Below are 26,756 nucleotides of genomic sequence, written 5' to 3'. Positions count from 1 at the left end.
GAGAGACAGCCCCTATTTTTCTGTTTTAATAAGTATTTGTGGTAAAATGTGAAGCAGTGAAAACAGCAAAGGAAGATGGCTATGAAATTGATTGTGGGCCTGGGAAATCCCGGGAAAGCATATGAATCAACCCGGCATAATGTCGGTTTTCAAGTAATCGACTATTTGGCGTCCAAATGGAATGCCCCTTTGACTCAGTCGAAGTTCAAAGGAATGTATTCGATTATCCACCGTCCGGAAGGAAAAGTCATGCTATTAAAGCCGCTGACTTATATGAATTTGTCAGGTGAGAGTGTCGGCGCTTTAATGGATTATTACGATGTTGCAATTGAAGACTTGGTGGTTATTTATGATGACCTGGATTTGCCTACCGGGCAGCTGCGGCTCCGCCAAAAAGGCAGTGCCGGAGGACATAATGGCATCAAATCGCTTATTCAGCATTTGGGCACCCAGCAATTCAACCGCATGCGTATCGGCATCAGCCGCCCGCCTGCCGGGATGAAAGTGCCGGATTACGTACTCGCGCGTTTTTCGGAATCCGAAGTTCCGGAAATTTCCGAAGCGATCAAGAAAAGCGCAGAAGCCTGTGAGTTATGGCTTTCTAAACCGTATCTTGAAGTAATGAATGATTACAATGCAACTGTTAAATAGAATTTCGCTTTGGCGCAAACAGCGTCCAGAGCTTTTTTCTGTTTCTGAATGAGGCAGAAAAATCACGAATACACTGTTTATTTTGAAAGGAGGAATCGGGATGGATCGTATATTAAAATCGTTTGCTGAGGATTCTCATACGCAGGCATTAATTGCAGACTTGAAAAAAGGGCAGGACCACCAGTTGATTTCGGGATTGTCCGGCAGTGCGCGCCCTATTTTTTACCAGACGGTTTGGGCTGAATCGAATACGCCCTTATTGGTTGTAGCGCCGAATTTATTGCATGCACAGCGCACTTATGATGACTTGGTCAAATTGATGGGGGAAGAGCTTGTCCATCTCTATCCGGCAGATGAATTGATAGCGGCCGATGTGTCATTTTCCGGCCCGGAACTGCGCGCCCACCGAATTGATACGCTCGATCACATGAAAAATGTCGGAAAAGGCATTTACATCACGCCGGTTGCGGGGATGCGGAAGTTGATGCCATCCCATGAGCAATGGGAATTTTCAACCTTGCGTACCCATACCGGAGATGAAATTGATGCTGAAGAATGGATTGGGAAATTGGTGGCGATGGGTTATTCACGAACGCCGATGGTAACGACTCCAGGTGAATTCGCCCTGCGCGGCGGAATATTGGATATTTATCCATTGAATTTTGAACACCCAGCCCGCATTGAGCTATTTGATACGGAAGTTGACTCCATCCGCCAGTTTTCAGCAGAAGACCAGCGTTCACTCGATAAAATGGAATCCTTGTGTATCTTACCGGCCAGTGAATTGGTGCTGACGCGTCTGCAGAAGCTTGAACTGGCAGAGAAAATCGAGGAGAAGCTAGCTGCTACATTGAAAAAAGTGAAAGCGGACGACACAAAAGAAGCGCTGCTTCAGCATATCCAGCATGACATCGACATGCTGCGGGAAGGCAATGTGCCGGATCAAGTGGCGAAGTATGCAGCATTGGTGGATAGCCAATCGGCATTCTTAGGCGATTATTTCCCGGGGAATGGTGTCATTTTCTTTGATGAACTCGGAAGAATCCAGGAAATGACCGAAACCTTGGAGCGGGAAGAAGGCGATTGGATCGTTTCGCTGCTCGAAGAAGGAAAATTCCTTCAAGATCTCCCGTTGGCGTATACGTTCCGTGAAGTGCTCCAAAAAACAAAACAGCAAGTTGCCTTTCTTTCTTTATTTGTCCGGACATTCCCGTCGATTCAAGTGAAGAAATCGATTACGTATTCGTGCAAGCCGATGCAGTCTTTCCATGGACAGATGAATTTGCTGAAAGCGGAAGCGGAACGCTGGGCATTGGCTAAGTTCCAAGTGTTCATCATAGCGGAAGGCGAAGAGCGGATGCGTAAAGTCCGTTCGGTGCTTGAAGACTACGGAATGGAAGCGGAAATCATCACGGCTGCGACAAACGTGCAAGGCGGCCACATGTATTTAGTCGATGGAGACTTGTCCGGCGGGTTTGAAATGCCGCTTCAGCGCTTGGCTGTCATTACGGACGCGGAAATGTTCAAACTGCAGGCGAAGAAAAAGACGCGTCCGCAAAAGCTGACCAATGCGGAGCGCATTAAAAGCTATTCGGAAATCAAACCTGGCGATTATATTGTCCATATCCATCACGGCATTGGCCGTTATGTCGGTATTGAAACTTTGGAAATCGGCGGCGTCCATAAAGATTATTTGCACATTGTCTATAAGGCGGATGACAAATTATTCGTGCCGGTCGATCAAATCGATTTAATCCAGAAATACATTGCTTCCGAAGAAAAAGAACCGAAGCTGCATAAGATGGGTGGAGCGGAATGGAAGAAGACGCACCGGAAAGTTTCCGCGGCGGTTCAGGATATTGCCGATGACCTCATTAAACTTTATGCGGAACGCGAAGCATTGAAAGGCTATGCATTTTCCGAAGAACAGGACATGCAGCGCCAATTCGAAGCGGAATTCCCTTATGAAGAAACCGTGGACCAGCTGCGTTCGATCACCGAAGTAAAGCGAGATATGGAAAAAGAGCGGCCGATGGACCGTTTGATATGCGGAGACGTAGGCTACGGCAAAACAGAAGTGGCGATTCGCGCCGCATTCAAAGCAGTGCTTGATGGCAAACAAGTGGCCTTTTTAGTGCCAACGACGATTCTCGCCCAACAGCATTTTGAAACGATGAGCGAACGGTTTAAAGACTACCCGATTACAGTTGGGCTGATGAGCCGCTTCCGTTCGAAAAAGCAGCAAACCGAAACCGCTAAAGGCTTACGTAACGGTACAGTTGATATTGTCGTCGGAACGCATCGTATTTTATCCAAAGACATTGGCTATAAAGATTTGGGGCTGCTGATCATCGATGAAGAACAGCGCTTCGGAGTTACCCATAAAGAAAAGATCAAGCAAATGAAAACGAATGTGGACGTTTTGACATTGACGGCGACTCCGATTCCGCGGACGCTTCATATGTCCATGATTGGCGTACGCGACCTTTCCGTTATTGAAACGCCGCCAGCCAACCGTTTCCCGGTGCAAAGTTATGTCATGGAACATAACGGTGCGCTTGTGCGCGAAGCGATTGAACGTGAAATGGCACGCGGCGGCCAAGTGTTCTATCTCTATAACCGGGTGGATGATATGACCCGGAAAGTGGAGGAAATTCAAGCCTTGGTGCCGGAAGCGCGTATCGGCCATGCCCACGGGCAGATGTCCGAAACGGAATTGGAGTCCGTCATTCTCGGATTCCTGGACGGCGACTACGATGTGCTCGTAACGACGACGATTATTGAAACCGGGATCGATATTCCGAACGTCAATACCTTGATCGTCCATAATGCGGACCGCATGGGCTTGTCGCAATTGTATCAATTGCGTGGGCGCGTGGGCCGTTCAAGCCGTGTCGCTTATGCCTACTTCATGTATCAGCGCGATAAAGTGCTGACAGATGTAGCGGAAAAACGCCTTATGGCCATCAAGGAATTTACGGAACTTGGATCCGGCTTCAAGATTGCGATGCGGGATCTGTCCATTCGAGGTGCCGGAAACCTGCTCGGTTCACAGCAGCACGGCTTTATTGATTCCGTCGGCTTTGACCTGTACTCGCAGATGCTAGAACAGGCCATCGAAGAGCGGCGCACCGGCATCAAGAAAGAGGAGATTCCGGAAGTCGAGATTTCGCTTGATGTGGATGCTTACATTCCTGACAGTTATATCGGAGACGGCTACCAGAAAATCCAAATGTATAAACGCGTCAAAGGCATCGAAACAGAAGAGGAAGTTGCCGAACTGCAAGATGAATTGATTGACCGGTTCGGTGATATGCCGATTGAGACCGATCGCTTGCTGAGTGTTGCGCGCATGAAAGTCTGGGCGCGTTTGACCGGTGTCGAGTCGATCAAGCAAACTGGCAAAATCATTACAATCAAGCTGTCAGCAGAAGGCACTTCTGCGATGAATGGCGGCAAGCTCGTCGAAGAATCGGCAGCTTACGGCCGCGCTGTCGGCTTCAGTATGGCTGGACAGCAGCTAGTGATGACCATCGATGAAAACAAAACCAAGAAGCATCATCCGTTTGATGTGCTTGAAGGCATGATGAAGCTGCTTCCGGAATCGCTTAGGGAAGAAAAGCCGGTCAGTTAATTTTGTAGAGGGAATGAGTGAAGCCCGTTGGCGAATGAAGGAACAATGAAAACATTTATGAAAGGCGCAGTCCTTTTGACGATGGCGGGCTTTATCGTCAAATTGCTGAGTGCCATTTACCGCGTGCCTTTCCAGAACTTAGTCGGTGACCAGGGTTTTTATATTTACCAGCAAGTGTATCCATTTGTCGGCATTTTCAGTGTCTGGACTTCCTATGGTTTTGCAGTAGCGGTCTCAAAGCTGCTCGCTGATTCAGAAAAACAGGATCATGGTGTGATTTTGCGGATCTCTCTCGGTTTTATTGCGGCCGTATCGCTAGTGGTTTTTTTGATGCTGTTTCTAGGAGCGGAAGGGTTGGCCGGTTGGATGGGCGACAGGAACCTTGCTCCGCTTTTGCAAATTGCCGCTTTAGCGGTATTGCTGATGGCACCGATTGCTGTGATGAAAGGGCATTTCCAATCCCGAAATCATATGCAGCCCGTCGCCTATGCGCAAGTGATGGAACAGGCGATCCGGGTATCGGTTATTTTACTCGGTTCTTGGCTAGTGGTCATGGCGGGCTATTCGTTGTATGCGGCGGGAAGCATGGCCATACTCGGTGCCGCTGTGGGAGAACTGGCAGCAGTACTCTTGCTTGTCTATTATTTCCGTCGTTCTTACAATCGAAGAGAACCTTCTTCGGCAGCGATCCGTCCATGGCCGATCATTAAAAAAATGACGGTGATCAGTTTAAGCATCAGCATGAGTTCATTGATCCTGCTGTTCTTTCAATTGGTCGATTCGTTTTCCGTGTTTCGTCTGCTGACTGAGGCGGGGATCGACCGAATTTCGGCAATGGAGCAAAAAGGGGTCTACGATAGAGGGCAGCCGCTCGTGCAATTCGGCATTCTCATGGCGACATCGCTTGCGCTTGCAATCGTACCGCTTGTTGCTCAAATGGCGAAAAAACCAACCGGAAGACCGCCTCAAGCCTATGCGCAATTGGCTTTCCGCGTATCGTTTTTATTTGCTTTTGCTTCAGCAGTAGGTTTGTCATTGGTCATGCCGTATGTCAATGAAATGCTGTTTGAAACCCGTGAGGAATCAGCGGCATTGATCGTTTTCAGCTGGCAGATCGTCTGGATGGCGTTATTGCTGGTTTTGACTTCCTTGCTCTACGGACTAGGAAAAGTGAAGATTCCTGCTTGGCTATTAGCGGGTGGCGTCGTGATCAAAATCATCGGCAATTGGCTGTTAATTCCGCTATGGGAAGTGACAGGTGCTGCGCTTGCGGGAAATCTCGGGCTCGCATTCATCGTTTTCGGCCTGCTTCTGTATTTTAAACGGGTCTGGCCGATCCGATTGGCGCCCACTCGCTATTACGGCTGGATTTTAGCCGCTTCTGCGGCAATGGCGATTGCAGTCACCGGTTGGTCATGGTTTGCTGATGGCGTCGTCTTCGACGGCTTCGGGAGCCGCTTATCTGCTGCCTTTATCGCTGTGACGACCGTACTTCTCGGTGCAGCTGTGTTTCTGGTTGTGATTGCGCGCAGCCGCATCATCACGGAAAAAGAATGGTTTATCATTCCGTTCGGCAGGAAATTGGCAGGGCTTCAATTGAAATTGAACGCCAGAAAAAAAGGAGATCGTATATGAACACCATCCAAGTAATCGGGCTGGGCGCAGGAGATTTGGATCAACTGCCGCTTGGCGTTTATAAAAAAATAAAAAATGCTGCAGAGTTATATGTGCGGACTGAAGACCATCCTGTCTTAAAGGAATTGGCGGAAGAAGGGGTCACTTTTAATTCTTTCGATGCCATTTACGAAAAACACGATACCTTTGCACCGGTCTACGCGGAAATCGCAGATACGCTGATTGCGTTATCCAAAGAGCAATCCCTCATTTATGCAGTTCCAGGGCATCCATTGGTCGCTGAACAGACGGTTCAATATTTAGTGGAAGCTGAAAAAAAAGGAGATTTCCGTTTAGTGATTGAGGGGGGACAAAGCTTCCTGGATCCGATTTTCGGAGCGCTCCGCATCGATCCGATTGAAGGATTTCAATTGCTCGATGGTACAGCGATGGCAAGCGACGATGTGAATATGGCTCAGCATGTCTTGATTGCACAAGTCTACGATTCCTTTAGTGCTTCAGAAGTGAAGTTGACGCTAATGGAAAAATACCCGGAAGATTACGAGGTGACCATCGTGACAGCGGCGGGTTCAGCAAATGAAGTGTTGCGGAAGGTTCCACTTTATGAATTGGACCGTGCAGCGGAAGTCGATAATCTAACGACCATTTACGTGCCGCCGGCCGTGGATCAGATGGACCGCTTGAAAGAATGGCAGACGTTCCGGCAAATCGTTGCCCGTTTAAGAAGCCCTGAAGGCTGCCCTTGGGACCGGGAGCAGACGCATGAATCATTGCGCCCGTATCTTCTGGAAGAAGCCCACGAGCTGCTCCAGGCGATTGAAGAAGAAGATGACGAAGCGATAGCCGAAGAACTGGGCGATGTGCTGCTCCAAGTATTCTTGCATGCGCAAATTGGCCAGGACAATGGCTATTTCCAGCTGGAAGATGTGCTGTCAGCGGTCAGCGCCAAAATGATCAGGCGCCATCCGCATGTTTTCGGCGATGCCGAAGCGGCAACATCAGATGAAGTGGTATCAAACTGGCAAGCGATCAAAGCACAGGAAAAGCCGCAGACGGCTTCAATTCTTGACGGACAGGAACGTTACAGTTCCTCTTTGATGACGTCTTATAATTACCAGAAAAAGGCGGCGAAAGTCGGCTTTAGCTGGTCAGATGCAGATGGGGCCTGGGAGAAATTCGAGGAAGAATTGCAGGAGTTTCAAGCGGAAGCGGCGAAAGGTTCCAAAGAGCGGCAGCTCGATGAACTGGGCGATTTGCTGTTTACCCTCGTCAACATTGCCCGCTTTTACCAATTGTCGCCTGAAGAGGCCATGGTCCATGCCAATCGGAAATTCCAGCAGCGCTTCAGCCATGTTGAAAAGCGCGTCAGCGAAGGAAGCGGCAATTTCAGCGATTATACATTAGCGCAATTAGATGAATTTTGGAACGAAGCCAAAACATTGGCAAGAAGGGAAGAATGACGATGCGTCTGGATAAATTTTTGAAAGTTTCACGCTTGATCAAACGCCGGACTTTGGCTAAAGAAGTAGCTGACCAAGGACGGATTACCGTAAACGGCAATAAAGCAAAAGCAAGCTCGGTCATCAAAGAAAATGACGAATTGCAGATCCGTTTCGGACAGAAAGTCGTAACGGTGCGTGTGGATATGTTGAAAGAAAATGCCCGAAAAGAAGAGACGGCCAATATGTACACCATCTTAAAGGAAGAAAAGCTGGATAAAGTAGAACCCGAATTCATCGATGACGAAGCGTGAGGGTTTGAAAAATGAAAAGCTGTTCCGGAAGCCAAACGCTTCCGGAACAGCTTTTTTTGTATATATTAGTCGGCCATCAAGGCAACAAGCAAGGCTTTCTGTGCATGCAAGCGGTTTTCGGCTTCCTGGAAAACGACTGAGTGTGGACCTTCAAGAACGGCGGTCGATACTTCTTCTTCGCGATGGGCAGGAAGGCAGTGCATAAAGATATAATCCGGGTTCGCATGCGCTGCCAGTTCTTCGTTCACTTGATACCCCTGGAAATGTTCCAGGCGTTCCAGCGCTTCCGCTTCCTGGCCCATGCTCGCCCAGACATCCGTATAAATCACGTCGCAGCCTTTGACTGCCTCGACGGGATCGATCGTAATCTGTACGGTTGCCCCAGTTTGCAGCGCAATCGTTTGAGCCAATTCGACCATATCGGGTTTTGGCGCATAAGCGGCAGGAGAAGCGATGGAGATGTCCAATCCGACTTTCGCCGCACCGATCATCAGTGAATTCGCCATATTATTAGCATCGCCGATATAAGCCATTTTCTTTCCTGCACAGCTGCCGAAATGTTCTTGAATCGTCAGTAGGTCGGCAAGCACTTGGCAAGGATGAAAATCATCTGTTAATCCATTGATGACCGGCACCGAACTATGGTCCGCCATTTCCTGGACCGTTGCCTGGTCAAATGTCCGGATCATGATGCCATCGAGATAGCCGGATAAAACTTGTGCGGTATCTGAAATCGTTTCGCCGCGCCCCATCTGGATGTCCCGTGTGCTGAGATGCATCGCATGGCCGCCGAGCTGCAGCATGCCGGCTTCAAAAGACACACGTGTACGGGTGGACGATTTTTCGAAAATCATGCCGAGCACTTTGCCTTCCAATAAAGGCAGGTATTTGTTTTCCGGTTTCTTCAATTCTGCAGCGAGCTCAAGCAAATCCAAAATCTCTGAGCTGCTGTAATCTTTTAGCGACAGCATGTGTTTTTGGGCAATTTGTGGGGCATAGGGCAAAATCGTTGTCATTGTACAAGCACTCCTTTCGTATTTCCGTTGATCGCTTTGACATGTTCTTGAAAAGCACTGATGGTTTCCGTGCGTGTCCAAACGTGAAGACGGTGGACAGCAGCTGCAGCTGCCTGGATTTTATCGGGATCAGGGACTAAATCGATATACGCTTTCTTATCGTCCGTTTTCAGCCACTCTTCAAACGGCGTCGCAGTTTCTGTTTGAAAGGCGAAGCCTTGATCTTTCCAGAATTTCTCGTCAATCAGCGGAAGCGATGCTTCGGTAATGAAAATGGTGCCGCCGCCTTTTAGTGAAGCCAGTTGCTGAGATGCACCGTCCAGCGCTTTTTGCATCGCGAGAGTGGAGTCCCGGCTGCTGCCGATGACTTCTCCCGTCGACATCATTTCAGGTGAGAGGACCGCGGACAGGCCAGGCAGTTTAATATGTGATAACACCGGAGCCTTTACGGTATATTCCGGTTGTCCATTGTATAATTCCTCGATGCCGAGTTCCTCAAAAGGTACACCAAGCATCAATGCCGTCGCCAATTGCACAAGTGGGACGTCGGTGGCTTTTGAGCTGATCGGCACAGTACGGGAAGCCCGCGGGTTTATTTCCATGACGAATAATTGATCGTCTTCGTAAACAAACTGGATGTTGAATAAACCCGTGTATTTCATATTGCCTGCGATATGCCGCGCGGTCGCTGATAATTTTGCGAGTGCTTCGGAAGACAGTGAAACTGGCGGCGTAATGGAAATGCTGTCGCCGGAATGGACGCCGGTGCCTTCAATATGCTCAAAGACAGCGGAAATCCATACATTTTCTCCATCTGATAAAATATCCGCTTCCACTTCTTTTCCGGTAATGAAATGATCCACGAGCACAGGGTAAGACATGGCCGTTTGCATCAGCCATTGTTGTAATTCCTGCTCGTCATGCAAAACCGTCATGCCTTTGCCGCCGATGACGTAAGACGGACGCAGCATGACCGGATAGCCGAGAATGCCGGCAAACTCTTGAACTTCTTCCGGCGTCCCAGCCGTGAAGCTTGGAATAACAGGCAGGCCGATCGATTCCAAAAATCCATAAAATCGTTCCCGGTCTTCCATTTGATCCAATAGATCCACTTCGGAACCAAGAATTGTGATGCCTGCCTCTTCCAGTTCCGCTGCCACATTCAGTGAAGTCTGGCCACCGAACTGGACGATGACTTGCGTGATGCCTTCGAAGTCGAGCACATTCAAAATGTCTTCAGCCGTCATCGGTTCAAAATACAACGCATCCGCGATTTCGTAATCGGTGGATACCGTCTCTGGGTTGTTATTGATCATAATGGCTTCATAGCCATGCTTTTGAAGAGCGAGCACGCTATGCACGCAGCAATAATCGAATTCGATGCCTTGTCCGATCCGGATAGGGCCTGACCCGATCACTGCCACTTTTTTCTTCGTAGACTTTCGTTCGTCCGCCTGGCCGTTCCAAGTGGAATACAGGTAATTGGTCTGCGAACGGAATTCCGCTGCACACGTATCAATCACCCGGTAAGAAGGAAATAGGCTCCAGCTTTTGCGCTGGCCCCAGATTTCAGCCGGAGAGACATGCCACAGATCGGCTAATTGCTTATCGCTGAAACCGAGCGCTTTCGCTTGCTTTAAGCGGCTATAGGTCATACTGTTCCAGGACAATAAATGCAATTTATGCCATTCATCAACGATGCGCTTCAAAACGTATAAGAAGTAAGGGGCAATTGCCGTCATTTCCTGCACTTGCTTTACGGTTTTATTGCGGATCAGCAATTCGAACAGCACGAAGAGCCGGCGGTCGTCCGGTTCTGAGGCCATCTTTTCTAGAGTCGCTGTCGGCAATTCAGCGAGTGCCGGCAAGCGGAAACCGTCGAGCGGCATATCGAGCGAGCGGATCGCTTTTTGGAAAGCGGCTTCCATGCTGCGTTCAATGGCCATCACTTCGCCGGTCGCTTTCATCTGCGTCCCGAGTGTGCGGTTCGCCTGGTGGAATTGATCAAAAGGCCAGCGCGGAATTTTCACGGTGACATAGTCGAGTGCAGGTTCAAAACTCGCAAATGTAGTGCCGGTCACTGGATTTTTCAATTCATCCAAGGTGTATCCGATCGCCAGTTTAGCTGCAATTTTTGCAATCGGGTAGCCGGTCGCTTTAGAAGCAAGTGCCGAAGAACGGCTGACCCGGGGATTGACTTCGATTAAATAATAAGCGGAAGTTTCAGGATGCAAGGCGAATTGGACATTGCAGGCACCGACAATCCCGAGTGCATCAATAATGTTGATCGATGCAGTACGGAGCATATGGTACTCGCGGTCATTCAATGTCTGGCTCGGAGCCACTACAATCGAGTCGCCTGTATGTACGCCGACAGGATCCATATTTTCCATATTACAGACTGTGATGCAGGTGCCGTTTTGGTCGCGCATCACTTCATATTCAATTTCCTTGTAGCCGGCAATGCTTTTTTCTACCAGGCATTGCTGGATAGGACTCGCGCTTAAACCTTGGGCAACAAGCGAGACATATGCAGCCTCATCTGCCGCGATGCCGCCGCCAAAACCGCCCAAAGTATAGGCAGGGCGGACGATCAATGGATAGCCGGCTGTATCGGCAAATTTCAATGCTTCTTCAATGGAATAAATGATATCGCTGCTTGGGACAGGCTGTTCCAATTTATTCATCAGTGCACGGAACTGTTCACGGTCTTCTGCTTGCTTGATCGAATCCATATCGGTGCCAAGCAGCGAGACGCCGTATTTGGCGAGGACGCCGGAATCCGATAAAGCCATTGCTAAATTCAATCCGGTTTGGCCGCCCACTGTAGCCAGCAAGCCATCGGGCCGTTCTTTTTCCAGAATGCGGGTAAGGCTGTCGACTGTCAGCGGTTCGAAATAGACTTTATGGGAAATGGTTTTATCCGTCATGATTGTGGCCGGGTTGTTATTGACGAGAATCACTTCGATGCCTTCATCTTTCAAGGCAAGGCAGGCTTGAGTTCCTGAATAATCGAATTCAGCAGCTTGTCCGATGACAATGGCGCCGGAACCGATCACTAGTACTTTTTGGATGGCGGGCTGTTTAGGCATGTAAGGTCACCTTCTTTTTCTGTTGGATTAATGCAAGAAACTGGCTGAATAGTTCTTGATGTTCAGCGGGTCCTGGCGCTGCTTCCGGATGAAATTGGACCGTCAGCAGCGGAAGTTCGGGATGGCTCAATCCTTCGATGCTGCCGTCATTGACGTTTTTATAAAGAATGGAAAGCGGCGTTTCCGATATGCTTGCATCTTCTACGACGTAGCTGTGATTTTGGGAACTCATTGTCACTTTCTGCGTCTTTGTATGGATGACTGGGTGATTGGCGCCGCGATGGCCATAAGGCAATTTCGTCGTTCGGGCGCCGAAAGCGGAAGCGATAATCTGATGGCCGAGGCAAATCCCGAAAGTGGGATAGCGTTCTGCCCAGTCCCGGTAAACCGGAAACAATGGGGCTAAGGCAGCGGGGTCGCCAGGGCCGTTAGAAAACAGCAAGCCGTCCAGTTGAAGCGCATCCAGCTTCTCAGTCGGCAAATTATAGGGAAGGATGCTGACTTTGCATTTGCGCTGCAGCAATTCCGTTAATATAGAAGATTTAAAATAGAAATCAATTAACCCGATGTGAATGTCTCCATCGCCGAATATTGTAATTTCTTCTGTATGGTGGTGTTCCGGGAAAAAGTCGGTTTGGATGGGGTTCCACGAAATTAGGGAAGAAGTGAATGGGCTCATTTCTGACTGCATCGTCCCGTATTCGCGGACAATCTGAATAATGGAGCGGGTGTCTACGCCGGCTAAAATCGGAACTTGGCCCCTTGCTGCAAAGTCACCGAGGGAAATAGCCCCTTTTTCTAAAGGCCCTTCGTATAGCTCCACTACGACAATTCCAGCCGCCTGAATCTTCTCTGATTGAATATGCTGGCTTTGGATGCCGTATTGGCCGATTAATGGATAAGAAAACACGATGATCTGTCCCTTGTAGGAAGGGTCAGTCAACACTTCTTCGTATCCCGTCATGCCCGTGAAAAAAACAATTTCGCCTTGAATGGTTGTTTTAGCGCCGTGCCACTGCCCTTTGAAGCTGATTCCGTTCGAAAGTGTCAACAAACCTGTCATACTTTCACTCCATTCTTTATTCATTAATAATGCATATTTATAAAACGTTATTTGTAGAAAAACTAATTTTATAGATTAAATCAAGCATTTTTAAATAATGTCTCTTATTATATAATGTATAAAAATTAAGTCAACAGTATTTTTATTAATTAAAATGAATACTCAAGTAATTTTTTTCCCAGAAATGTTTCAAAAGTAGTAAGAATTGCAAAAAAACCTTATAATTACTGGGTTTTTCATGTATAATGGCAACAAAGTGAGTCGGAGGAGGGAAGAGTCATGAGTTTGAAGAGAGAAAAGCCGTCGGAAAATCGCGAAGTCGCTTCAATTCGCAATGACTATGTCCGCTCGGTTGAACGGAAAGAAAAGCGTCATCAAGCACATAAAGTTCGGTTATTCAGACGTCTGTCTGTTTTCGGCATTTTGGTGCTCATGGCGAGCATTTGGATCGGCACCACTATTTATGCCCAATCCCAGACCATTTCTGAAAAAGAGCAGATGCGTGCGGAAACGCTAGCTTCGCTTGAAAAAGCGGAAAAAGAGCAGAAGAAACTCGAAGAGCAGATTTTGTTGTTGAACGATGATGAATATATTGCGAAATTAGCGCGTAAAGAATACTTTTTATCTGAGGACGGGGAAATCATTTTTACCCTTCCAAATGAGGACCAAAAAACAAAAGAAAAAGCCGATGAAAAAGAGTAGTCAGTTGACACTCTTTTTTTGATGGTTATAATAAAAAGTGGGACAAGTGCCCGTTATAAAGAGTTTATGGCCCAAGTCGGTGTCATTTTAATTTTTAAGGAGGAGCATTTTTTTTATGTCGATTGAAGTAGGCAGCAAGTTAGAAGGTAAAGTTACAGGTATTACAAATTTTGGAGCGTTCGTTCAGCTTCCAACCGGTGCAACAGGCCTCGTGCATATCAGTGAAGTCGCTGACAATTATGTTAAAGACATCAATGACCATCTTAAAGTTGGCGAAATGGTAGAAGTGAAGGTTATGAATGTGGAAGCTGATGGAAAAATCGGTCTTTCAATTCGTAAAGCGAAGCCTCAGCCAGAAGGGGCACCACAGCGTCCAGACCGCCCACAACGTCCACGTCCAAGCAACAACCGTTCGTTTGAGCGTGCTCCTAAAGAGAACTTTGAAACAAAAATGGCGAAGTTCCTAAAAGAAAGCGAAGACAATTTGACTTCTTTAAAACGCGCTACAGAATCTAAACGCGGTGGCCGCGGTGCAAGAAGAGGCTAACTTGCTAGCTGTTTTAATAGCATAGGAAAATGCTTCAATACAGCTTAACAATTTAAACTGAAACGCTTCTCAATTGGGAAGCGTTTTTTTTATAAAACAAAGCTGGAGGGGTGCAAGGATGGAAAAAACGCAACTGATTAATGGGATGAATGATTATGAAGTTTTTTTAGCCTCACTGAATACCTCGGTGAAAACGGAAGCGGAAGCGAACACGGCGATTGCTGAAGGGAAATGGTCGATTGCCCAAATCATTATGCATTTGGCTGAATGGGACCGTTTTATGAGGGAGCAGCGTTTGCCCCAAATGGAACAAGGTGCGGAAGTGGAGAGATTGCCGGATGTGGATGCGTTTAATGAAGCCGCAGTAAAACCGGTAGCTTCAATGAAATTCCAAGAAGTGTTGGCCCATGCCCAAAAGCAGCGTGCCTTGTTGGTACAGGAAATTGAAGGCATGACAGACGCAAAATGGCATTCCCGTTTTCACATCGGCCAGCGAGAAATGGATCCGGCTGCATATTTTGCGGGCATTCTTGAGCATGATGCCCATCACCGCAAGCAAATAGAAGATTTTTTGGCCTGAAAAAAAGCAGCACCCGGTGTGGATGCTGCTTTTGAAAAAAATGATGGCGGCAGAGGGGATCGAACCCCCGACCTCACGGGTATGAACCGTACGCTCTAGCCAGCTGAGCTACGCCGCCTTGTTTAAACGAACATTTAATATCATACTATCGAATAGATGGTGTGTCAATTGCAAGTTGAAAATAATTTGAGTGCTTATTGGAACACTGAAATTGAAACAAAAAGAGGTGGCTGGTTCATGAACACATTTCATCAGAAATTGATGGATTATATTGAGAGCCATCGTTTGCTTGAACGAGGAGACCATGTATTGGTGGGGTGTTCTGGAGGAATCGATTCATTGGTCTTGCTGCATTTCTTGAAAACCCACGAACAGCATTACGGCATTCGACTTTCTGCCGTGCATGTAAATCATATGCTGCGAGGAGAAGAGTCTTTGCAGGATCGGATTTTCACAGAACGCCTGTGCCGGGAATGGGGCATCCGCTGTTTTAGCCGGGACATCCCGATTCCTGCCATCTTAAAGGCGGAAGGCGGCAACAAACAGCAAGTTTGCCGGGAACAGCGCTATGCGTATTTCGCTGAAATCCTTGACACCAGCGGAGCTAATAAATTAGCGACTGCCCATCATGCAGACGATCAGCTTGAAACCATTCTTCTATCGGGTCTACGGGGAACGCTTGAAACGGCTAACTTCGGAATGCCGATGCGCCGTCCTTTTGGAGTCGGTGAATTGGTTCGTCCGCTGCTCGCTGTGACAAGGGATGAAGTGGCAAACTATGCAGCTGAAGAAAAGATCAACCATCGGGAAGACTCCAGCAATGCAGAAACGGCTTATACGAGAAATCGTGTGCGCCATACCATCTTGCCTCTTTTGAAAAAAGAGAACACCCGGGCGTCCGAACATTTCGCAGAACTTGCGGAAACGATCCAGGAAGACCGGCAGTTCATCACAGAGCTTGCCCGCATGAAATTGGAGGAAATAGCCGTTTTTGATGAAGAAAGCATCTCTTTATCGGCGGAAAAGTTCGCGGGAGAAGCACTTGCTTTACAAAAAAGAATGGTTCTACTACTATTAAATTATCTATATAATGAGCAGGAAGTGCCGATTAATAAGCAGTTGGCAGAACAAATCCGAGAAATGATGGGAAGTTCGTCAGGTACTGTTTTTTTGCATTTGCCAGGTCATTATCAGATGGTTCGCGAGTACGACACGGTTTTATTCGGCCGGCGTTTATCGATTGAACCGAAACAACGAGTTATTTCCACTATATCTACGGAGTGGTCTGAAATAATGAATGGTTTTCGCTACAAAGCAGTGCCGGTCAGCCAAATCAACGGAGAACATGCCGCATATTGGTATTTCGATTCCGCGAAAAGGCCATCGATGGTGTTAAGGAACCGGAAACCGGGTGATCGCATCCAGCTTGCTGGAATGGAGCATCCAAAAAAAGTGGCACGCTTGATGATTGACGAAAAAGTGCCAACTCTGCAACGGGAAAATTGGCCAGTCATTGCAGCGGCAGAAGGTGATGTTCTGCTAGTGCCAGGTTTACGCCATTCTTGTTTTTTTAGCCGCAAAAAACGGCCGGAAGACGATTGGGTATTAATTGAACAACATGTTAAGATCGCAAAAAGCGGATTATAGGAGGTCCACCATGCTAGAGAAAGACATTGAAGAAATATTGATTACTGAAGAACGTTTGCAGGAAAAAGCAAAAGAATTAGGTGCTGTTTTAGCACGTGACTACGCAGACAAATATCCTTTGGCAATTGGCGTATTAAAAGGCGCAATGCCGTTTATGGGAGATTTGATGAAGCGCATGGACAGCTATGTGGAAATGGATTTCATGGATGTTTCAAGTTACGGCAACGCGACGGTTTCTTCAGGCGAAGTAAAAATCATCAAAGATTTGAATGCAAGTGTGGAAGGCCGCGATCTTCTCATTATTGAAGATATTATTGACAGTGGACTGACGCTTAGTTACTTGGTGGATCTATTTAAATACCGGAAAGCAAATTCCATTAAAATCGTTACATTGCTTGATAAACCATCTGGACGCAAAGTGGATTTGAAAGCGGATTACATCGGATTCGAAGTTCCGGATGCATTTGTGGTCGGGTACGGATTGGATTACGCTGAAAAATACCGTAACTTGCCGTATATCGGTGTTCTAAAACCTTCTGTTTACAGCGGGGAAGAAGAATAGTCAAGAGTTGGTCACAGACGTTGGAGTTGTCGGCAACGGCAAGGGCTTTTCGTTGTATGCTTAAATGTTCCTATGTTAGTATTTAGTATAGTTTTGGGAAACTTTGTGAGGAGGCTTAGGATGAATCGGATATTTCGATACACCATATTTTATTTACTGATTTTCCTTGTTATTATCGGTATCTTGGGAACATTTAACAATAGTAACCAACCGACTAAAAATATAGGATATAACGAATTTCTGGACGCACTGGAGAGTGGCGAAATCACGGAAGTAACCATTCAGCCAGATGCCATGGTTTATGAAGTAACAGGGAAGATGGCCGGCTATGAAGAAGGCGAATCTTTCATTACCAACATTCCATTGGAAAACGAAGCATTGACAGCTGAAATCGATGCTGTTGCAAAAGCACAAGATGGCGTTGAAGTAAATTACTTGAAAGCTCCGCAGACAAGCGGTTGGGTTTCATTCTTCACGGGGATCATTCCTTTCATCATCATCTTCATCCTCTTCTTCTTCTTGCTTAACCAATCACAAGGCGGCGGTGGCGGCCGAGTGATGAACTTCGGTAAAAGCAAAGCGAAGCTGTATGACGATCAAAAGCATAAAGTCCGCTTCCCGGATGTTGCTGGGGCAGATGAAGAGAAACAGGAACTTGTGGAAGTGGTTGACTTCCTGAAAGATCCGCGCAGATTTGCTGATATCGGCGCACGCATTCCTAAAGGGATTTTGCTTGTCGGGCCTCCGGGTACTGGTAAAACACTTTTAGCTCGTGCAGTTGCTGGAGAAGCAGGTGTTCCATTCTTCTCAATCAGTGGATCGGATTTCGTTGAGATGTTCGTCGGAGTCGGGGCTTCCCGAGTTCGTGACCTTTTCGAAAACGCGAAAAAGAATTCACCTTGTATCATTTTCATCGATGAAATTGATGCAGTAGGGCGTCAACGTGGAGCTGGCCTCGGCGGCGGACACGATGAGCGCGAACAAACTTTGAACCAATTGCTAGTAGAAATGGATGGTTTTGGCGCCAACGAAGGCGTTATCATCATTGCAGCTACTAACCGTCCAGATATCCTGGATCCGGCACTTCTGCGCCCAGGCCGTTTTGACCGCCAAATTACGGTTGGACGTCCAGACGTAAAAGGCCGCGAAGAAGTATTGAAAGTTCATGCACGCAATAAACCGCTTGATGAAAACGTTGATTTGAAAGCTATCGCTCAACGTACACCTGGTTTCTCAGGAGCGGATTTAGAGAACCTCTTAAACGAAGCGGCACTTGTTGCTGCAAGACGCAATAAATTGAAAATCGATATGTCCGATCTGGATGAAGCATCTGACCGTGTTATTGCGGGACCTGCTAAAAAGAATCGCGTCATTTCGAAAAAAGAACGCAATATCGTAGCATTCCACGAATCCGGGCATACTGTTGTCGGCTTAACCCTGGACGATGCGGATATTGTCCATAAAGTAACCATCGTACCTCGCGGGCAAGCAGGCGGCTACGCTGTCATGCTTCCAAGAGAAGACCGTTACTTCATGACAAAACCGGAATTGCTCGATAAGATTGCCGGCTTGCTTGGCGGACGTGTAGCGGAAGATTTGATTTTTGGCGAAGTTTCAACTGGCGCCCACAATGATTTCCAGCGCGCAACAGCTATTGCACGCAGCATGGTAACTGAGTACGGAATGAGTGACAAGATCGGACCGATCCAATTCGGCCAGGCACAGGGCGGAAATGTCTTCCTTGGCCGCGACTTTAACTCAGAACAAAACTACTCAGATGCAATCGCGTTTGAAATTGACCAAGAAATCCAACGCATCATCAAAGAGCAATACATTCGCACGAAAGAGATTCTGACTGAAAACAAAGAACTTCTTGAATTGATTGCGACTACATTGCTTGAAGTTGAAACGCTGGATGCGGCTCAAATTCTTCACTTGAAAGAACACGGAACACTTCCTGAGCGCTCATATGAAGCGTTGAACGGAGATTTCGGAGACGATGTGCCTGATTTGAAAAAAGAAGGCGATGTAAATCCTGACGTGACCGGTGCACCAGCTGACCCTTCTGCAGGCGATTTGCCGAAAGAAGGCCAAACAGGCGAAGCGCGCGGACCGATCCAGGAAGACCGTAAGTAAAATGAAATCAAAAAGCTGTTTGCTGAATCCTTTCAAAAAGGACAGCAAGCAGCTTTTTTTCGTCCTGTTGAATGGGAAATGAATTTGAACGAGGCGTTTTTCAAATTTGTCTAAAAATATGGTATGATGTGTTGGAAAAATTGTTGATAAATGGGGACGCAAATATGATTTTAGTAATGGATGTCGGCAACACCAATATTGTTTTAGGCATTTATGAGCAAGACCAACTCGCTTATCATTGGCGTTTAGAAACAGCCCGCCATAAAACAGAAGATGAATTCGGCATGCAGATCAAGGCTTTATTGAATGATGCTGGTTTGGCGTTTAACGACATTAAGGGCATTATCATGTCTTCGGTCGTTCCGCCTATCATGTTTTCATTGGAGCGGATGTGCCAAAAGTATTTTCATCTGGCCCCTGTAGTGGTTGGCCCGGGCGTTAAGACGGGATTGAATATTAAATACGATAATCCGAAAGAAGTGGGAGCAGACCGGATTGTCAATGCAGTAGCTGCCATCCACGAATACGCGGCTCCGCTTATCATTGTGGACTTTGGGACCGCGACGACGTACTGCTATATCGATGAGCATGAGCAGTATATGGGAGGAGCCATTGCTCCAGGCATTGGGATTTCGACAGAAGCGCTCTATGACCGGGCTTCAAAATTGCCGCGCATTGAAATCATCCAGCCTTCCCATGTCGTCGGCCGAAATACAGTGGCTGCCATGCAGTCGGGCATCGTTTATGGATATGTAGGCCAGGCGGAAGGCATTGTCAGCCGCATGAAAGCGCAAAGCCGGAAGAAGCCGACTGTAATCGCGACAGGCGGAATGGCCTCGCTAATTGCCAACGAATCCGCCATAATCGATAAAGTGGACCCATTTTTGACGTTAAAAGGGTTATATTTAATATACAAACGCAATCAAGCGTAAAGAAAGGAACGATCACAGTGGGAGATTATTTAGTGCGCGGCTTGGCTTTTAACGGAAGTGTCCGTGCTTTTGCAGTCGATACGACTGAAACGGTCGCTGAAGCGCAGCGGCGCCATATGATGTGGCCGACAGCTTCGGCTGCGTTAGGGCGCACCATGACGGGCGGCGTTATGCTTGGGGCAATGCTCAAAGGAGACAATAAAGTCACCATCAAAATTGATGGCGGAGGTCCGATTGGAACCATCCTAGTGGACAGCGATGCGACAGGCGGCGTGCGCGGCTATGTCACAAACCCGCAGACGCATTTTGATTTAAATGAAAAAGGGAAATTGGATGTGCGCCGGGCAGTTGGGCAAGAAGGGATGCTTTCGGTCGTGAAAGATTTAGGCCTTCGCGAAAACTTCACGGGGCAGAGCCCGATCGTTTCAGGGGAAATTGCGGAAGATTTCACTTACTATTTCGCAGTGTCTGAACAAGTACCCTCTTCTGTCGGTTTGGGTGTCTTAGTCGATACGGACAATTCCATCTTGGCAGCAGGCGGATTTATCATTCAACTGATGCCGGATACCGAAGACGAAGTCATCAGCCAATTGGAAAAACGCTTAGCTTCGATTGAGCCGGTTTCCAAAATGATTCAACGTGGATTGAACCCACAGCAAATATTAGAAGAAGTGCTTGGAGAAGGAAATATTCAGATCTTAGATACAATGCCGGTGAAATTTGAATGCAATTGTTCAAAAGAACGATTTGCAGCAGGGCTTATTGGCCTTGGGCAAAAGGAACTTGAACAGATGATCAGCGAAGATGGAATGGCAGAGGCCCAGTGCCATTTCTGCCTGGAAACGTACCAGTATTCTAAAGAGGAATTAGAAGCGTTCATCGATGAGCTCCAATCTTAATCGCCGGCGGCCCGCACCTTCACCGGCAGAACCCGGGCGCCCAAGACGAAAATTAAAAACAGGGCCGTTGCTTGTCCTGTTGCTCATTTTGTTTCTCGGAAATTTACTATGGTTTATTGCTTGGCTGATTCCGAATGACAAAGGCGGAAGTAATGAAGAAGTGGCTTCTGTCAGCGGAGACGAAATCACGCGCGAAGAGTGGTTGGCGGCAATGGAAGACCAGCACGGCCGGGATACCTTGCTTGAATTGGTCAACCAGAAAGTGATGGAGACAGCGGCAAAGGAATACGACATCAAAGTCACGGATAAAGAAGTGGACCTTGAACTGGCCATGCTGCGCTCTGCGCAAGATAGCACCGAAACCGCTCTTTTTGCAGGAGATTCGGAGCGGGTGCGCGACAAATTGAAAGCGCAATTGATTCTAGAGAAAGTGCTGACAAAAGACGTCGTCGTTGAAGAGGAGCAAATCAAAGCCTTCTACGAAGAAAATCAGTCGCTTTACGATGTACCAGATGCGTATCGTACCCGCATGATTGTGGTTGATTCGATGCAAAAAGCAGAAGAAGCCATTGCTGAGCTTGAAGATGGCTCTTCTTTCGAAGCTTTAGCGAGAGAGCTTTCGATTGATACAGCGAGCGGCAGTTTGGGAGGAGATATCGGGTATATTTCTCCGAAGCAATCCTCTGTTGATGCGGTCATTTCTGAAACAGCGTCTTCATTGGATATCGGAAAATGGTCAAAACCGTTGACCTTGGAAAATGGAGATATCGCGATTATCACGGTTACAGAAAAAGCGGATGGGCAAACTTTTTCTTTCAAGGAAGTTTCAGGGCATATCAGCCGCGAGCTGGCATTGGAGCAATTGCCGCAATCGGTAACGCCTGAAGCATTTTGGAACGAATTTGATGCCGAATGGTTTTATAGCGAGTGAAATGAGGGGTTTTTCCATGAGCAAAAACTTATTAGGAAGCCCCTTGCTGTTAATGAATTCGATAAGGAGGTATCCCAAAAGTAATTTGGGATGCCTCCTTTTTGAACGATTCATACAATTTGACAGAGTTCCAAAAACACTGATACGATGAAGAAAGTATAATGCAGATAAAATTAGTAGGGATTAGGAGTGTTGACAAATGGCGCGTATTGGAAATTCAGTGGCTGACTTGATCGGCCAAACACCTATCGTAAAGTTAAACCGTCTGACAGGTTCGGAGGATGCAGAAGTTTATTTGAAATTGGAATACTTCAACCCCGGCAGCAGTGTGAAAGACCGCATTGCGTTAGCGATGATCGAAGCTGCTGAAAAGCACGGCAATTTAAAAGAAGGCGACACGATCATTGAACCGACTAGTGGAAACACGGGTATCGGTTTAGCAATGATTGCTGCTGCTAAAGGCTATAAATCTGTATTGGTTATGCCGGAAACGATGAGCATGGAACGCCGGAATTTATTGCGTGCTTACGGTGCTGAACTTGTATTGACTCCAGGCCCCGACGGCATGAACGGTCCGAATGGTGCCATCAAAACGGCAGAAAAATTAGCAGCTGAAAATGGCTGGTTTATGCCGCAGCAATTTAAAAACGAAGCAAATCCTGAAATCCACCGTTTAACGACGGGTCCGGAAATCGTAGAAACAATGGGTGACCAACTGGATGCTTTCGTATCTGGGATCGGTACAGGCGGTACAATCACCGGAGCTGGCCAAGTGTTAAGAGAGAAATATCCTGAAATTCTTATTGCGGCTGTAGAACCGACAGATTCACCTGTTCTTTCAGGCGGCAAGCCAGGCCCGCATAAAATCCAAGGAATCGGCGCAGGGTTTGTTCCAGATATCTTAGATACGAAAATCTACGACGAAATCATTCAAGTAACCAATGACCAGTCTTATGAAACGGCTCGCAAAGCAGCTCGTGAAGAAGGCATTTTAGGCGGCGTTTCTTCTGGAGCGGCGATCTATGCGGCGCTTCAATTAGCGAAACGCCTTGGCAAAGGGAAAAAAGTTTTGGCAATCATCCCATCAAACGGCGAACGCTATTTGAGTACGCCGCTTTACCAATTCGATGAAGAAAAATAAGCGTTTCTGAAAAAAGAGTGTGCTTCTGGCATACTCTTTTTTGTGTGGCAAAAAGGGGTTCATTCGCGTTAAGATAAGGCAATGGAAACTACTAGAAAGTGCAGGTGTACATAATGGAGATCAACTTCGAAGAAAAAACGTGGGTAATGGGGATTTTGAACGTTACACCGGATTCTTTTTCGGATGGAGGCAATTACACGACCATCGAAAATGCAGTCTCTCGTGCTAAACAGATGGTGGAGGACGGGGCGGATATTATCGATGTCGGCGGTGAATCAACCCGGCCGGGCTATACCATGATTTCGGATGAAGAAGAGATCAATCGGGTTGTGCCGGTTATCCGCGCTTTGGCCAAAGAGGTAAATGCTCTTATTTCTGTCGATACCTATAAAGCGGCAGTGGCAGAGGCGGCGATTGCAGCCGGCGCTCACATCATCAATGATATTTGGGGGGCCAAATACGAACCGGAAATCGCAGCCGTTGCAGCTAAGTGGAATGTGCCAATCATTCTAATGCACAACCGTAACGATACGTCATACGTTAATTTCTGGGAAGATGTAAAGAAAGATATGGAAAACAGCATCCAGATCGCTTTGGATGCGGGAGTCAAAAAAGCGCAAATATGGCTAGATCCCGGTATTGGCTTTGGGAAAACGGCTGCACAAAATATCGAAATGATACAGCATCTCGATCAATTCGTTGAGCTTGGCTATCCTGTACTGCTTGGAACTTCCCGTAAATCGCTGATTGGTAAAGTATTGGATTTACCTGTTGCCGAACGTTTAGAAGGATCTTTAGCGACGGTGTGCTATGGCGTTGAGCGAGGGTGCCATATCGTCAGAGTTCATGATGTGAAAGAAACAAGCCGAACGGTGCGTATGATGGATGTATTAACTGGTAAACGAATTTATAAAGGGGTGGAGTAATGGATTTTATTCATCTGAACGAAATGCAGTTTTACGGATATCATGGAGTTTTTCCGGAAGAAACCAAACTTGGTCAGCGCTTTCGTTTGACGGTTTCGCTGGCGGTTGATTTAAGGCAGGCAGGCGAGACGGATGCGCTGGAACATACGGTGCACTACGGAGAAGTTTATGAAACGTGTAAATCTGTAGTGGAAGGCGAACCGAAAAAACTGGTAGAAGCTGTCGCAGAAAAAGTGGCAAGCCGCATCTTATCGGAATTTCCGCTTGTTAAAGGAATTCGGGTACAGTTGATCAAACCCGACCCGCCGATTCCGGGCCATTACAAATCAGTCGCGATTGACTTAACGCGAGGGGAATTCGCATGAATATCAGTTACCTCTCGCTAGGCTCGAATATGGGAGACCGTTTCGATATGCTGAAGCAAGCCGTGAAATTATTGGATCAGCATCCGCGAATTTTAGTGCAAAGCATTTCTTCTTTGTATGAAACTGATCCTGTCGGTTATACAGACCAAGAGCCTTTTTTGAATATGGTGGTTTGTCTTCGCACTGACATGACGGCGATCGACTTATTAGATGTCTGCCAAGAAATTGAACAGAGACTGGATCGAAAGCGCCTCATTAGGTGGGGGCCCCGGACCATAGACCTCGACATCTTGCTGTATAATCAGGAGACGATTGAGACAGAGCGGCTTGTCGTTCCGCATCCACGCATGTACGAGAGAGATTTTGTGCTCATCCCGTTAGTGGAGATTGCAGCGTTTTTAAAGGATGAGGTCAAACCATCGGCGCAAGGCGTCCGTTTATGGAAAACATACACTAGTCTTGAAGACTTTATTGGATAATAGAAGATAAAAAAAGATGCAATTCAAGCGGAAAGTACAAGCCGCCTCAAATTTATGGCAGCTTTCTATGTAGATTGAAGAGAAATTGTGTACAATAGATTAATACACGAACGAGCGTGGTTTTTATAAATAAAGGAGTGTAGGACATGTCAGAAGAGTTAAACGATCAATTATTGGTGAGACGGCAAAAAATGCAGGCTTTTAGAGAACAAGGGATGGATCCTTTTGGTTCGCGTTTTGAACGTACTCACTCTTCGCAAGAAGTCATCAACCAATATGATGACCTATCAAAAGAAGATCTTGAAGAAAATCCGCATGAAGTGGTAATCGCTGGACGCATCATGACGAAACGCGGAAAAGGGAAAGCTGGATTCGCGCATGTTCAAGATCTGCAAGGGCAAATCCAAATTTATGTTCGCAAAGACGCCATTGGCGATGAGTCTTACGAAATCTACAATTCAGTGGACTTAGGCGACATCGTTGGGGTCAAAGGGACCGTTTTTAAAACAAATGTAGGCGAGTTATCCGTTAAAGCGAAAGAATTTGTCTTTTTAACAAAAGCGCTTCGCCCGCTTCCAGACAAATTCCATGGCTTAAAAGATGTTGAACAGCGTTACCGCCAGCGTTATTTGGATTTGCTTACAAGTGAAACAAGCAAAGAAACGTTCATCCTTCGCAGCCGCATCATCCAATCGATGCGCCGCTACTTGGATAACCAAGGATTCTTAGAAGTGGAAACGCCAATGTTGCATTCGATTGCCGGAGGAGCGGCAGCGCGTCCATTTATTACGCACCACAATGCACTAGATATGGAATTGTATATTCGGATTGCAATTGAGTTGCATTTGAAGCGATTAATCGTTGGTGGATTAGAAAAAGTATACGAAATCGGCCGTGTATTCCGAAACGAAGGAATCTCTACTCGCCATAACCCGGAATTCACAATGCTTGAGCTATATGAAGCCTATGCAGATTACAAAGACATCATGGCGCTGACGGAAAACCTAATCGCTCATGTTGCACAAGAAGTATTCGGCACGACAACTGTCCAATACGGCGAAGATCAGATCAACTTAGCGCCAGGCTGGAAACGTCTGCACATGGCAGATGCGGTAAAAGAGTACACAGGAGCAGATTTCTGGCAGCGAATGACCAAAGAGCAAGCTCAAGCCTTAGCTAAAGAACACAACGTAGAAATAAAACCTACTATGGAAGTAGGACATATTTTAAACGAGTTCTTTGAACAAAAGGTTGAGGAAGAATTGGTTCAACCTACATTTGTGTACGGCCATCCTGTGGAGATATCACCATTAGCTAAGAAAAATCCAGAAGACGAGCGTTTTACTGACCGTTTCGAGTTGTTTATTGTTCGTCGTGAACACGCTAACGCCTTCACTGAGTTAAATGACCCTATAGATCAGCGTGAACGCTTTGAAGCGCAGTTAATCGAAAAAGCTGAAGGTAATGATGAAGCTCATGAAATGGACGAAGACTTCATAGAAGCATTGGAGTACGGCATGCCGCCAACTGGTGGATTAGGAATTGGGATTGACCGCTTAATTATGTTATTGACTAATTCAGCATCTATTAGAGACGTCTTGTTGTTCCCGCAAATGCGTCCTCGTGATTAATCTCTTTGATTCTATATAAGATAGGGCTCTGAAATAGTACTATTTCAGAGCCCTATTATTTTTTAAAAATAAGTGTTGCGCTGAAGTGTAAGAGGTGCTACAATAATTGATGTCGTGTTTTTAGTAATTGAATCACGAAAAAATATTTTTAAAAAGCTATTGACTTCTGGTTAACGAGCTGGTAATATTGAAAAGTCGCCATTACGAGTTGGTGATAAACATGAACCTTGAAAACTGAACAGCAAAACGTCAACAATATCGGCAACGGACCTTCGGGTCCCGCGCCACAACTTACTGATCAGGCTTTGCCAGATCAAAGCGAATCGTGCGTCTTTTCGGAGACGGCGATACGCCAGCATTGAGCAATCAATACTACTCTATAATGGAGAGTTTGATCCTGGCTCAGGACGAACGCTGGCGGCGTGCCTAATACA

At 46.8% G+C, this 26,756-nt stretch carries 22 protein-coding genes and 1 tRNA gene; 19 read left to right on the top strand and 4 right to left on the bottom strand.

Annotated features, from left to right (window positions below; all coding sequences use genetic code 11):
• Positions 1–81: 81 nt before the first annotated feature.
• The 5 genes from pth (at position 82) to NFU07_RS17060 (ending at position 7,673) form a co-directional block, all read left to right on the top strand.
• Positions 82–651, top strand: coding sequence for an aminoacyl-tRNA hydrolase (gene pth / locus NFU07_RS17080; RefSeq protein WP_251480404.1), 570 nt, complete (start codon positions 82–84; stop codon positions 649–651).
• A 100-nt stretch (positions 652–751) separates the two neighbouring features.
• Positions 752–4,285 carry a transcription-repair coupling factor gene (gene mfd / locus NFU07_RS17075; protein ID WP_251480401.1) on the top strand — a complete coding sequence of 1,178 codons (3,534 nt, stop codon included), beginning with the start codon at positions 752–754 and terminating at the stop codon, positions 4,283–4,285.
• Between the two features lie 27 nt (positions 4,286–4,312).
• Positions 4,313–5,920 carry a putative polysaccharide biosynthesis protein gene (locus tag NFU07_RS17070; protein ID WP_251480398.1) on the top strand — a complete coding sequence of 536 codons (1,608 nt, stop codon included), beginning with the start codon at positions 4,313–4,315 and terminating at the stop codon, positions 5,918–5,920.
• Positions 5,917–7,380, top strand: coding sequence for a bifunctional methyltransferase/pyrophosphohydrolase YabN (yabN, locus tag NFU07_RS17065; protein ID WP_251480395.1), 1,464 nt, complete (start codon positions 5,917–5,919; stop codon positions 7,378–7,380). Before NFU07_RS17070 ends, yabN begins: the two co-directional genes overlap by 4 nt.
• A gap of 2 nt (positions 7,381–7,382) precedes the next feature.
• A complete protein-coding gene (locus NFU07_RS17060; protein ID WP_235199352.1) occupies positions 7,383–7,673 on the top strand; it encodes an RNA-binding S4 domain-containing protein in 291 nt (96 codons plus the stop codon).
• 65 nt (positions 7,674–7,738) lie between these two features.
• Here the strand turns inward: NFU07_RS17060 and argF are convergent, their stop codons facing one another.
• The 3 genes from argF to NFU07_RS17045 are packed head-to-tail and all read right to left on the bottom strand — an operon-like array spanning position 7,739 to position 12,844.
• The gene (gene argF, locus NFU07_RS17055; RefSeq protein WP_251480392.1) at positions 7,739–8,689 is read right to left on the bottom strand and encodes an ornithine carbamoyltransferase; all 951 of its coding nucleotides are present in this window, start codon (positions 8,687–8,689) and stop codon (positions 7,739–7,741) included.
• Positions 8,686–11,781: a carbamoyl-phosphate synthase (glutamine-hydrolyzing) large subunit gene (gene carB / locus NFU07_RS17050; protein WP_251480389.1), complete on the bottom strand. Its 3,096-nt coding sequence runs from the start codon at positions 11,779–11,781 to the stop codon at positions 8,686–8,688. Before carB ends, argF begins: the two co-directional genes overlap by 4 nt.
• A complete protein-coding gene (locus NFU07_RS17045) occupies positions 11,774–12,844 on the bottom strand; it encodes a carbamoyl phosphate synthase small subunit (protein WP_251480386.1) in 1,071 nt (356 codons plus the stop codon). Before NFU07_RS17045 ends, carB begins: the two co-directional genes overlap by 8 nt.
• A gap of 279 nt (positions 12,845–13,123) precedes the next feature.
• On the opposite strand from NFU07_RS17045, the gene NFU07_RS17040 reads away from it, so the two are divergent.
• From NFU07_RS17040 to NFU07_RS17030, 3 genes are all read left to right on the top strand, one after another.
• On the top strand, positions 13,124–13,546 hold the full coding sequence (locus tag NFU07_RS17040; protein ID WP_251480330.1) for an FtsB family cell division protein: 423 nt from the start codon (positions 13,124–13,126) through the stop codon (positions 13,544–13,546).
• A gap of 115 nt (positions 13,547–13,661) precedes the next feature.
• Positions 13,662–14,093: a S1 domain-containing RNA-binding protein gene (locus tag NFU07_RS17035; RefSeq protein WP_235197775.1), complete on the top strand. Its 432-nt coding sequence runs from the start codon at positions 13,662–13,664 to the stop codon at positions 14,091–14,093.
• 118 nt (positions 14,094–14,211) lie between these two features.
• Positions 14,212–14,673 carry a DinB family protein gene (locus NFU07_RS17030; RefSeq protein WP_251480327.1) on the top strand — a complete coding sequence of 154 codons (462 nt, stop codon included), beginning with the start codon at positions 14,212–14,214 and terminating at the stop codon, positions 14,671–14,673.
• 44 nt (positions 14,674–14,717) lie between these two features.
• Here NFU07_RS17030 and NFU07_RS17025 read toward each other — a convergent pair.
• Positions 14,718–14,791, bottom strand: a tRNA-Met gene (locus NFU07_RS17025).
• 119 nt (positions 14,792–14,910) lie between these two features.
• Here NFU07_RS17025 and tilS point away from each other — a divergent pair.
• The 11 genes from tilS to lysS all read left to right on the top strand — a co-directional run bounded on the left by tilS (position 14,911) and on the right by lysS (position 26,322).
• Positions 14,911–16,320: a tRNA lysidine(34) synthetase TilS gene (tilS, locus tag NFU07_RS17020; protein WP_251480325.1), complete on the top strand. Its 1,410-nt coding sequence runs from the start codon at positions 14,911–14,913 to the stop codon at positions 16,318–16,320.
• 10 nt (positions 16,321–16,330) lie between these two features.
• Positions 16,331–16,882: a hypoxanthine phosphoribosyltransferase gene (hpt, locus tag NFU07_RS17015; RefSeq protein WP_251480321.1), complete on the top strand. Its 552-nt coding sequence runs from the start codon at positions 16,331–16,333 to the stop codon at positions 16,880–16,882.
• A 120-nt stretch (positions 16,883–17,002) separates the two neighbouring features.
• Positions 17,003–19,018, top strand: a complete 2,016-nt coding sequence (ftsH, locus tag NFU07_RS17010) for an ATP-dependent zinc metalloprotease FtsH (protein WP_251480317.1) — start codon at positions 17,003–17,005, stop codon at positions 19,016–19,018.
• A gap of 164 nt (positions 19,019–19,182) precedes the next feature.
• Entirely contained in the window at positions 19,183–19,950 is a 768-nt protein-coding gene (locus tag NFU07_RS17005; protein ID WP_251480314.1) for a type III pantothenate kinase, read from the top strand.
• A 17-nt stretch (positions 19,951–19,967) separates the two neighbouring features.
• Positions 19,968–20,849: an Hsp33 family molecular chaperone HslO gene (gene hslO / locus NFU07_RS17000; protein WP_235197781.1), complete on the top strand. Its 882-nt coding sequence runs from the start codon at positions 19,968–19,970 to the stop codon at positions 20,847–20,849.
• Positions 20,833–21,780 (top strand): peptidyl-prolyl cis-trans isomerase, encoded by a 948-nt coding sequence (locus NFU07_RS16995; protein ID WP_251480311.1) that lies wholly within the window; start codon positions 20,833–20,835, stop codon positions 21,778–21,780. Before hslO ends, NFU07_RS16995 begins: the two co-directional genes overlap by 17 nt.
• 199 nt (positions 21,781–21,979) lie before the next feature.
• Complete coding sequence (gene cysK, locus NFU07_RS16990) at positions 21,980–22,921, top strand: cysteine synthase A (protein ID WP_251480308.1); 942 nt, start codon at positions 21,980–21,982, stop codon at positions 22,919–22,921.
• Between the two features lie 113 nt (positions 22,922–23,034).
• Positions 23,035–23,847, top strand: a complete 813-nt coding sequence (gene folP / locus NFU07_RS16985; protein ID WP_251480304.1) for a dihydropteroate synthase — start codon at positions 23,035–23,037, stop codon at positions 23,845–23,847.
• Positions 23,847–24,212: a dihydroneopterin aldolase gene (gene folB / locus NFU07_RS16980; protein ID WP_251480300.1), complete on the top strand. Its 366-nt coding sequence runs from the start codon at positions 23,847–23,849 to the stop codon at positions 24,210–24,212. The genes folP and folB overlap by 1 nt, the downstream gene beginning before the upstream one ends.
• Positions 24,209–24,691, top strand: coding sequence for a 2-amino-4-hydroxy-6-hydroxymethyldihydropteridine diphosphokinase (gene folK, locus NFU07_RS16975; protein WP_251480297.1), 483 nt, complete (start codon positions 24,209–24,211; stop codon positions 24,689–24,691). Before folB ends, folK begins: the two co-directional genes overlap by 4 nt.
• Before the next feature lie 146 nt (positions 24,692–24,837).
• Complete coding sequence (gene lysS, locus NFU07_RS16970) at positions 24,838–26,322, top strand: lysine--tRNA ligase (RefSeq protein ID WP_251480293.1); 1,485 nt, start codon at positions 24,838–24,840, stop codon at positions 26,320–26,322.
• The last annotated feature ends 434 nt before the right edge of the window (positions 26,323–26,756 follow it).

This window comes from Planococcus sp. NCCP-2050 (assembly GCF_023708025.1).
In the GTDB taxonomy this organism is placed as follows: domain Bacteria; phylum Bacillota; class Bacilli; order Bacillales_A; family Planococcaceae; genus Planococcus.
This window is presented reverse-complemented; position numbering and strand designations above follow the sequence as displayed.

Bases quoted from the DNA above. Each gene is read 5' to 3' on its own strand.
- argF (WP_251480392.1), bottom strand. From the start codon at position 8,689: ATGACAACGATTTTGCCCTATGCCCCACAAATTGCCCAAAAACACATG.
- NFU07_RS17030 (WP_251480327.1), top strand. From the start codon at position 14,212: ATGGAAAAAACGCAACTGATTAATGGGATGAATGATTATGAAGTTTTT.
- carB (WP_251480389.1), bottom strand. From the start codon at position 11,781: ATGCCTAAACAGCCCGCCATCCAAAAAGTACTAGTGATCGGTTCCGGC.
- pth (WP_251480404.1), top strand. From the start codon at position 82: ATGAAATTGATTGTGGGCCTGGGAAATCCCGGGAAAGCATATGAATCA.
- NFU07_RS17045 (WP_251480386.1), bottom strand. From the start codon at position 12,844: ATGACAGGTTTGTTGACACTTTCGAACGGAATCAGCTTCAAAGGGCAG.
- hpt (WP_251480321.1), top strand. From the start codon at position 16,331: ATGCTAGAGAAAGACATTGAAGAAATATTGATTACTGAAGAACGTTTG.
- cysK (WP_251480308.1), top strand. From the start codon at position 21,980: ATGGCGCGTATTGGAAATTCAGTGGCTGACTTGATCGGCCAAACACCT.
- NFU07_RS16995 (WP_251480311.1), top strand. From the start codon at position 20,833: ATGAGCTCCAATCTTAATCGCCGGCGGCCCGCACCTTCACCGGCAGAA.
- yabN (WP_251480395.1), top strand. From the start codon at position 5,917: ATGAACACCATCCAAGTAATCGGGCTGGGCGCAGGAGATTTGGATCAA.
- NFU07_RS17005 (WP_251480314.1), top strand. From the start codon at position 19,183: ATGATTTTAGTAATGGATGTCGGCAACACCAATATTGTTTTAGGCATT.
- NFU07_RS17040 (WP_251480330.1), top strand. From the start codon at position 13,124: ATGAGTTTGAAGAGAGAAAAGCCGTCGGAAAATCGCGAAGTCGCTTCA.
- folK (WP_251480297.1), top strand. From the start codon at position 24,209: ATGAATATCAGTTACCTCTCGCTAGGCTCGAATATGGGAGACCGTTTC.
- ftsH (WP_251480317.1), top strand. From the start codon at position 17,003: ATGAATCGGATATTTCGATACACCATATTTTATTTACTGATTTTCCTT.
- folP (WP_251480304.1), top strand. From the start codon at position 23,035: ATGGAGATCAACTTCGAAGAAAAAACGTGGGTAATGGGGATTTTGAAC.
- NFU07_RS17060 (WP_235199352.1), top strand. From the start codon at position 7,383: ATGCGTCTGGATAAATTTTTGAAAGTTTCACGCTTGATCAAACGCCGG.
- folB (WP_251480300.1), top strand. From the start codon at position 23,847: ATGGATTTTATTCATCTGAACGAAATGCAGTTTTACGGATATCATGGA.
- mfd (WP_251480401.1), top strand. From the start codon at position 752: ATGGATCGTATATTAAAATCGTTTGCTGAGGATTCTCATACGCAGGCA.
- tilS (WP_251480325.1), top strand. From the start codon at position 14,911: ATGAACACATTTCATCAGAAATTGATGGATTATATTGAGAGCCATCGT.
- lysS (WP_251480293.1), top strand. From the start codon at position 24,838: ATGTCAGAAGAGTTAAACGATCAATTATTGGTGAGACGGCAAAAAATG.
- NFU07_RS17035 (WP_235197775.1), top strand. From the start codon at position 13,662: ATGTCGATTGAAGTAGGCAGCAAGTTAGAAGGTAAAGTTACAGGTATT.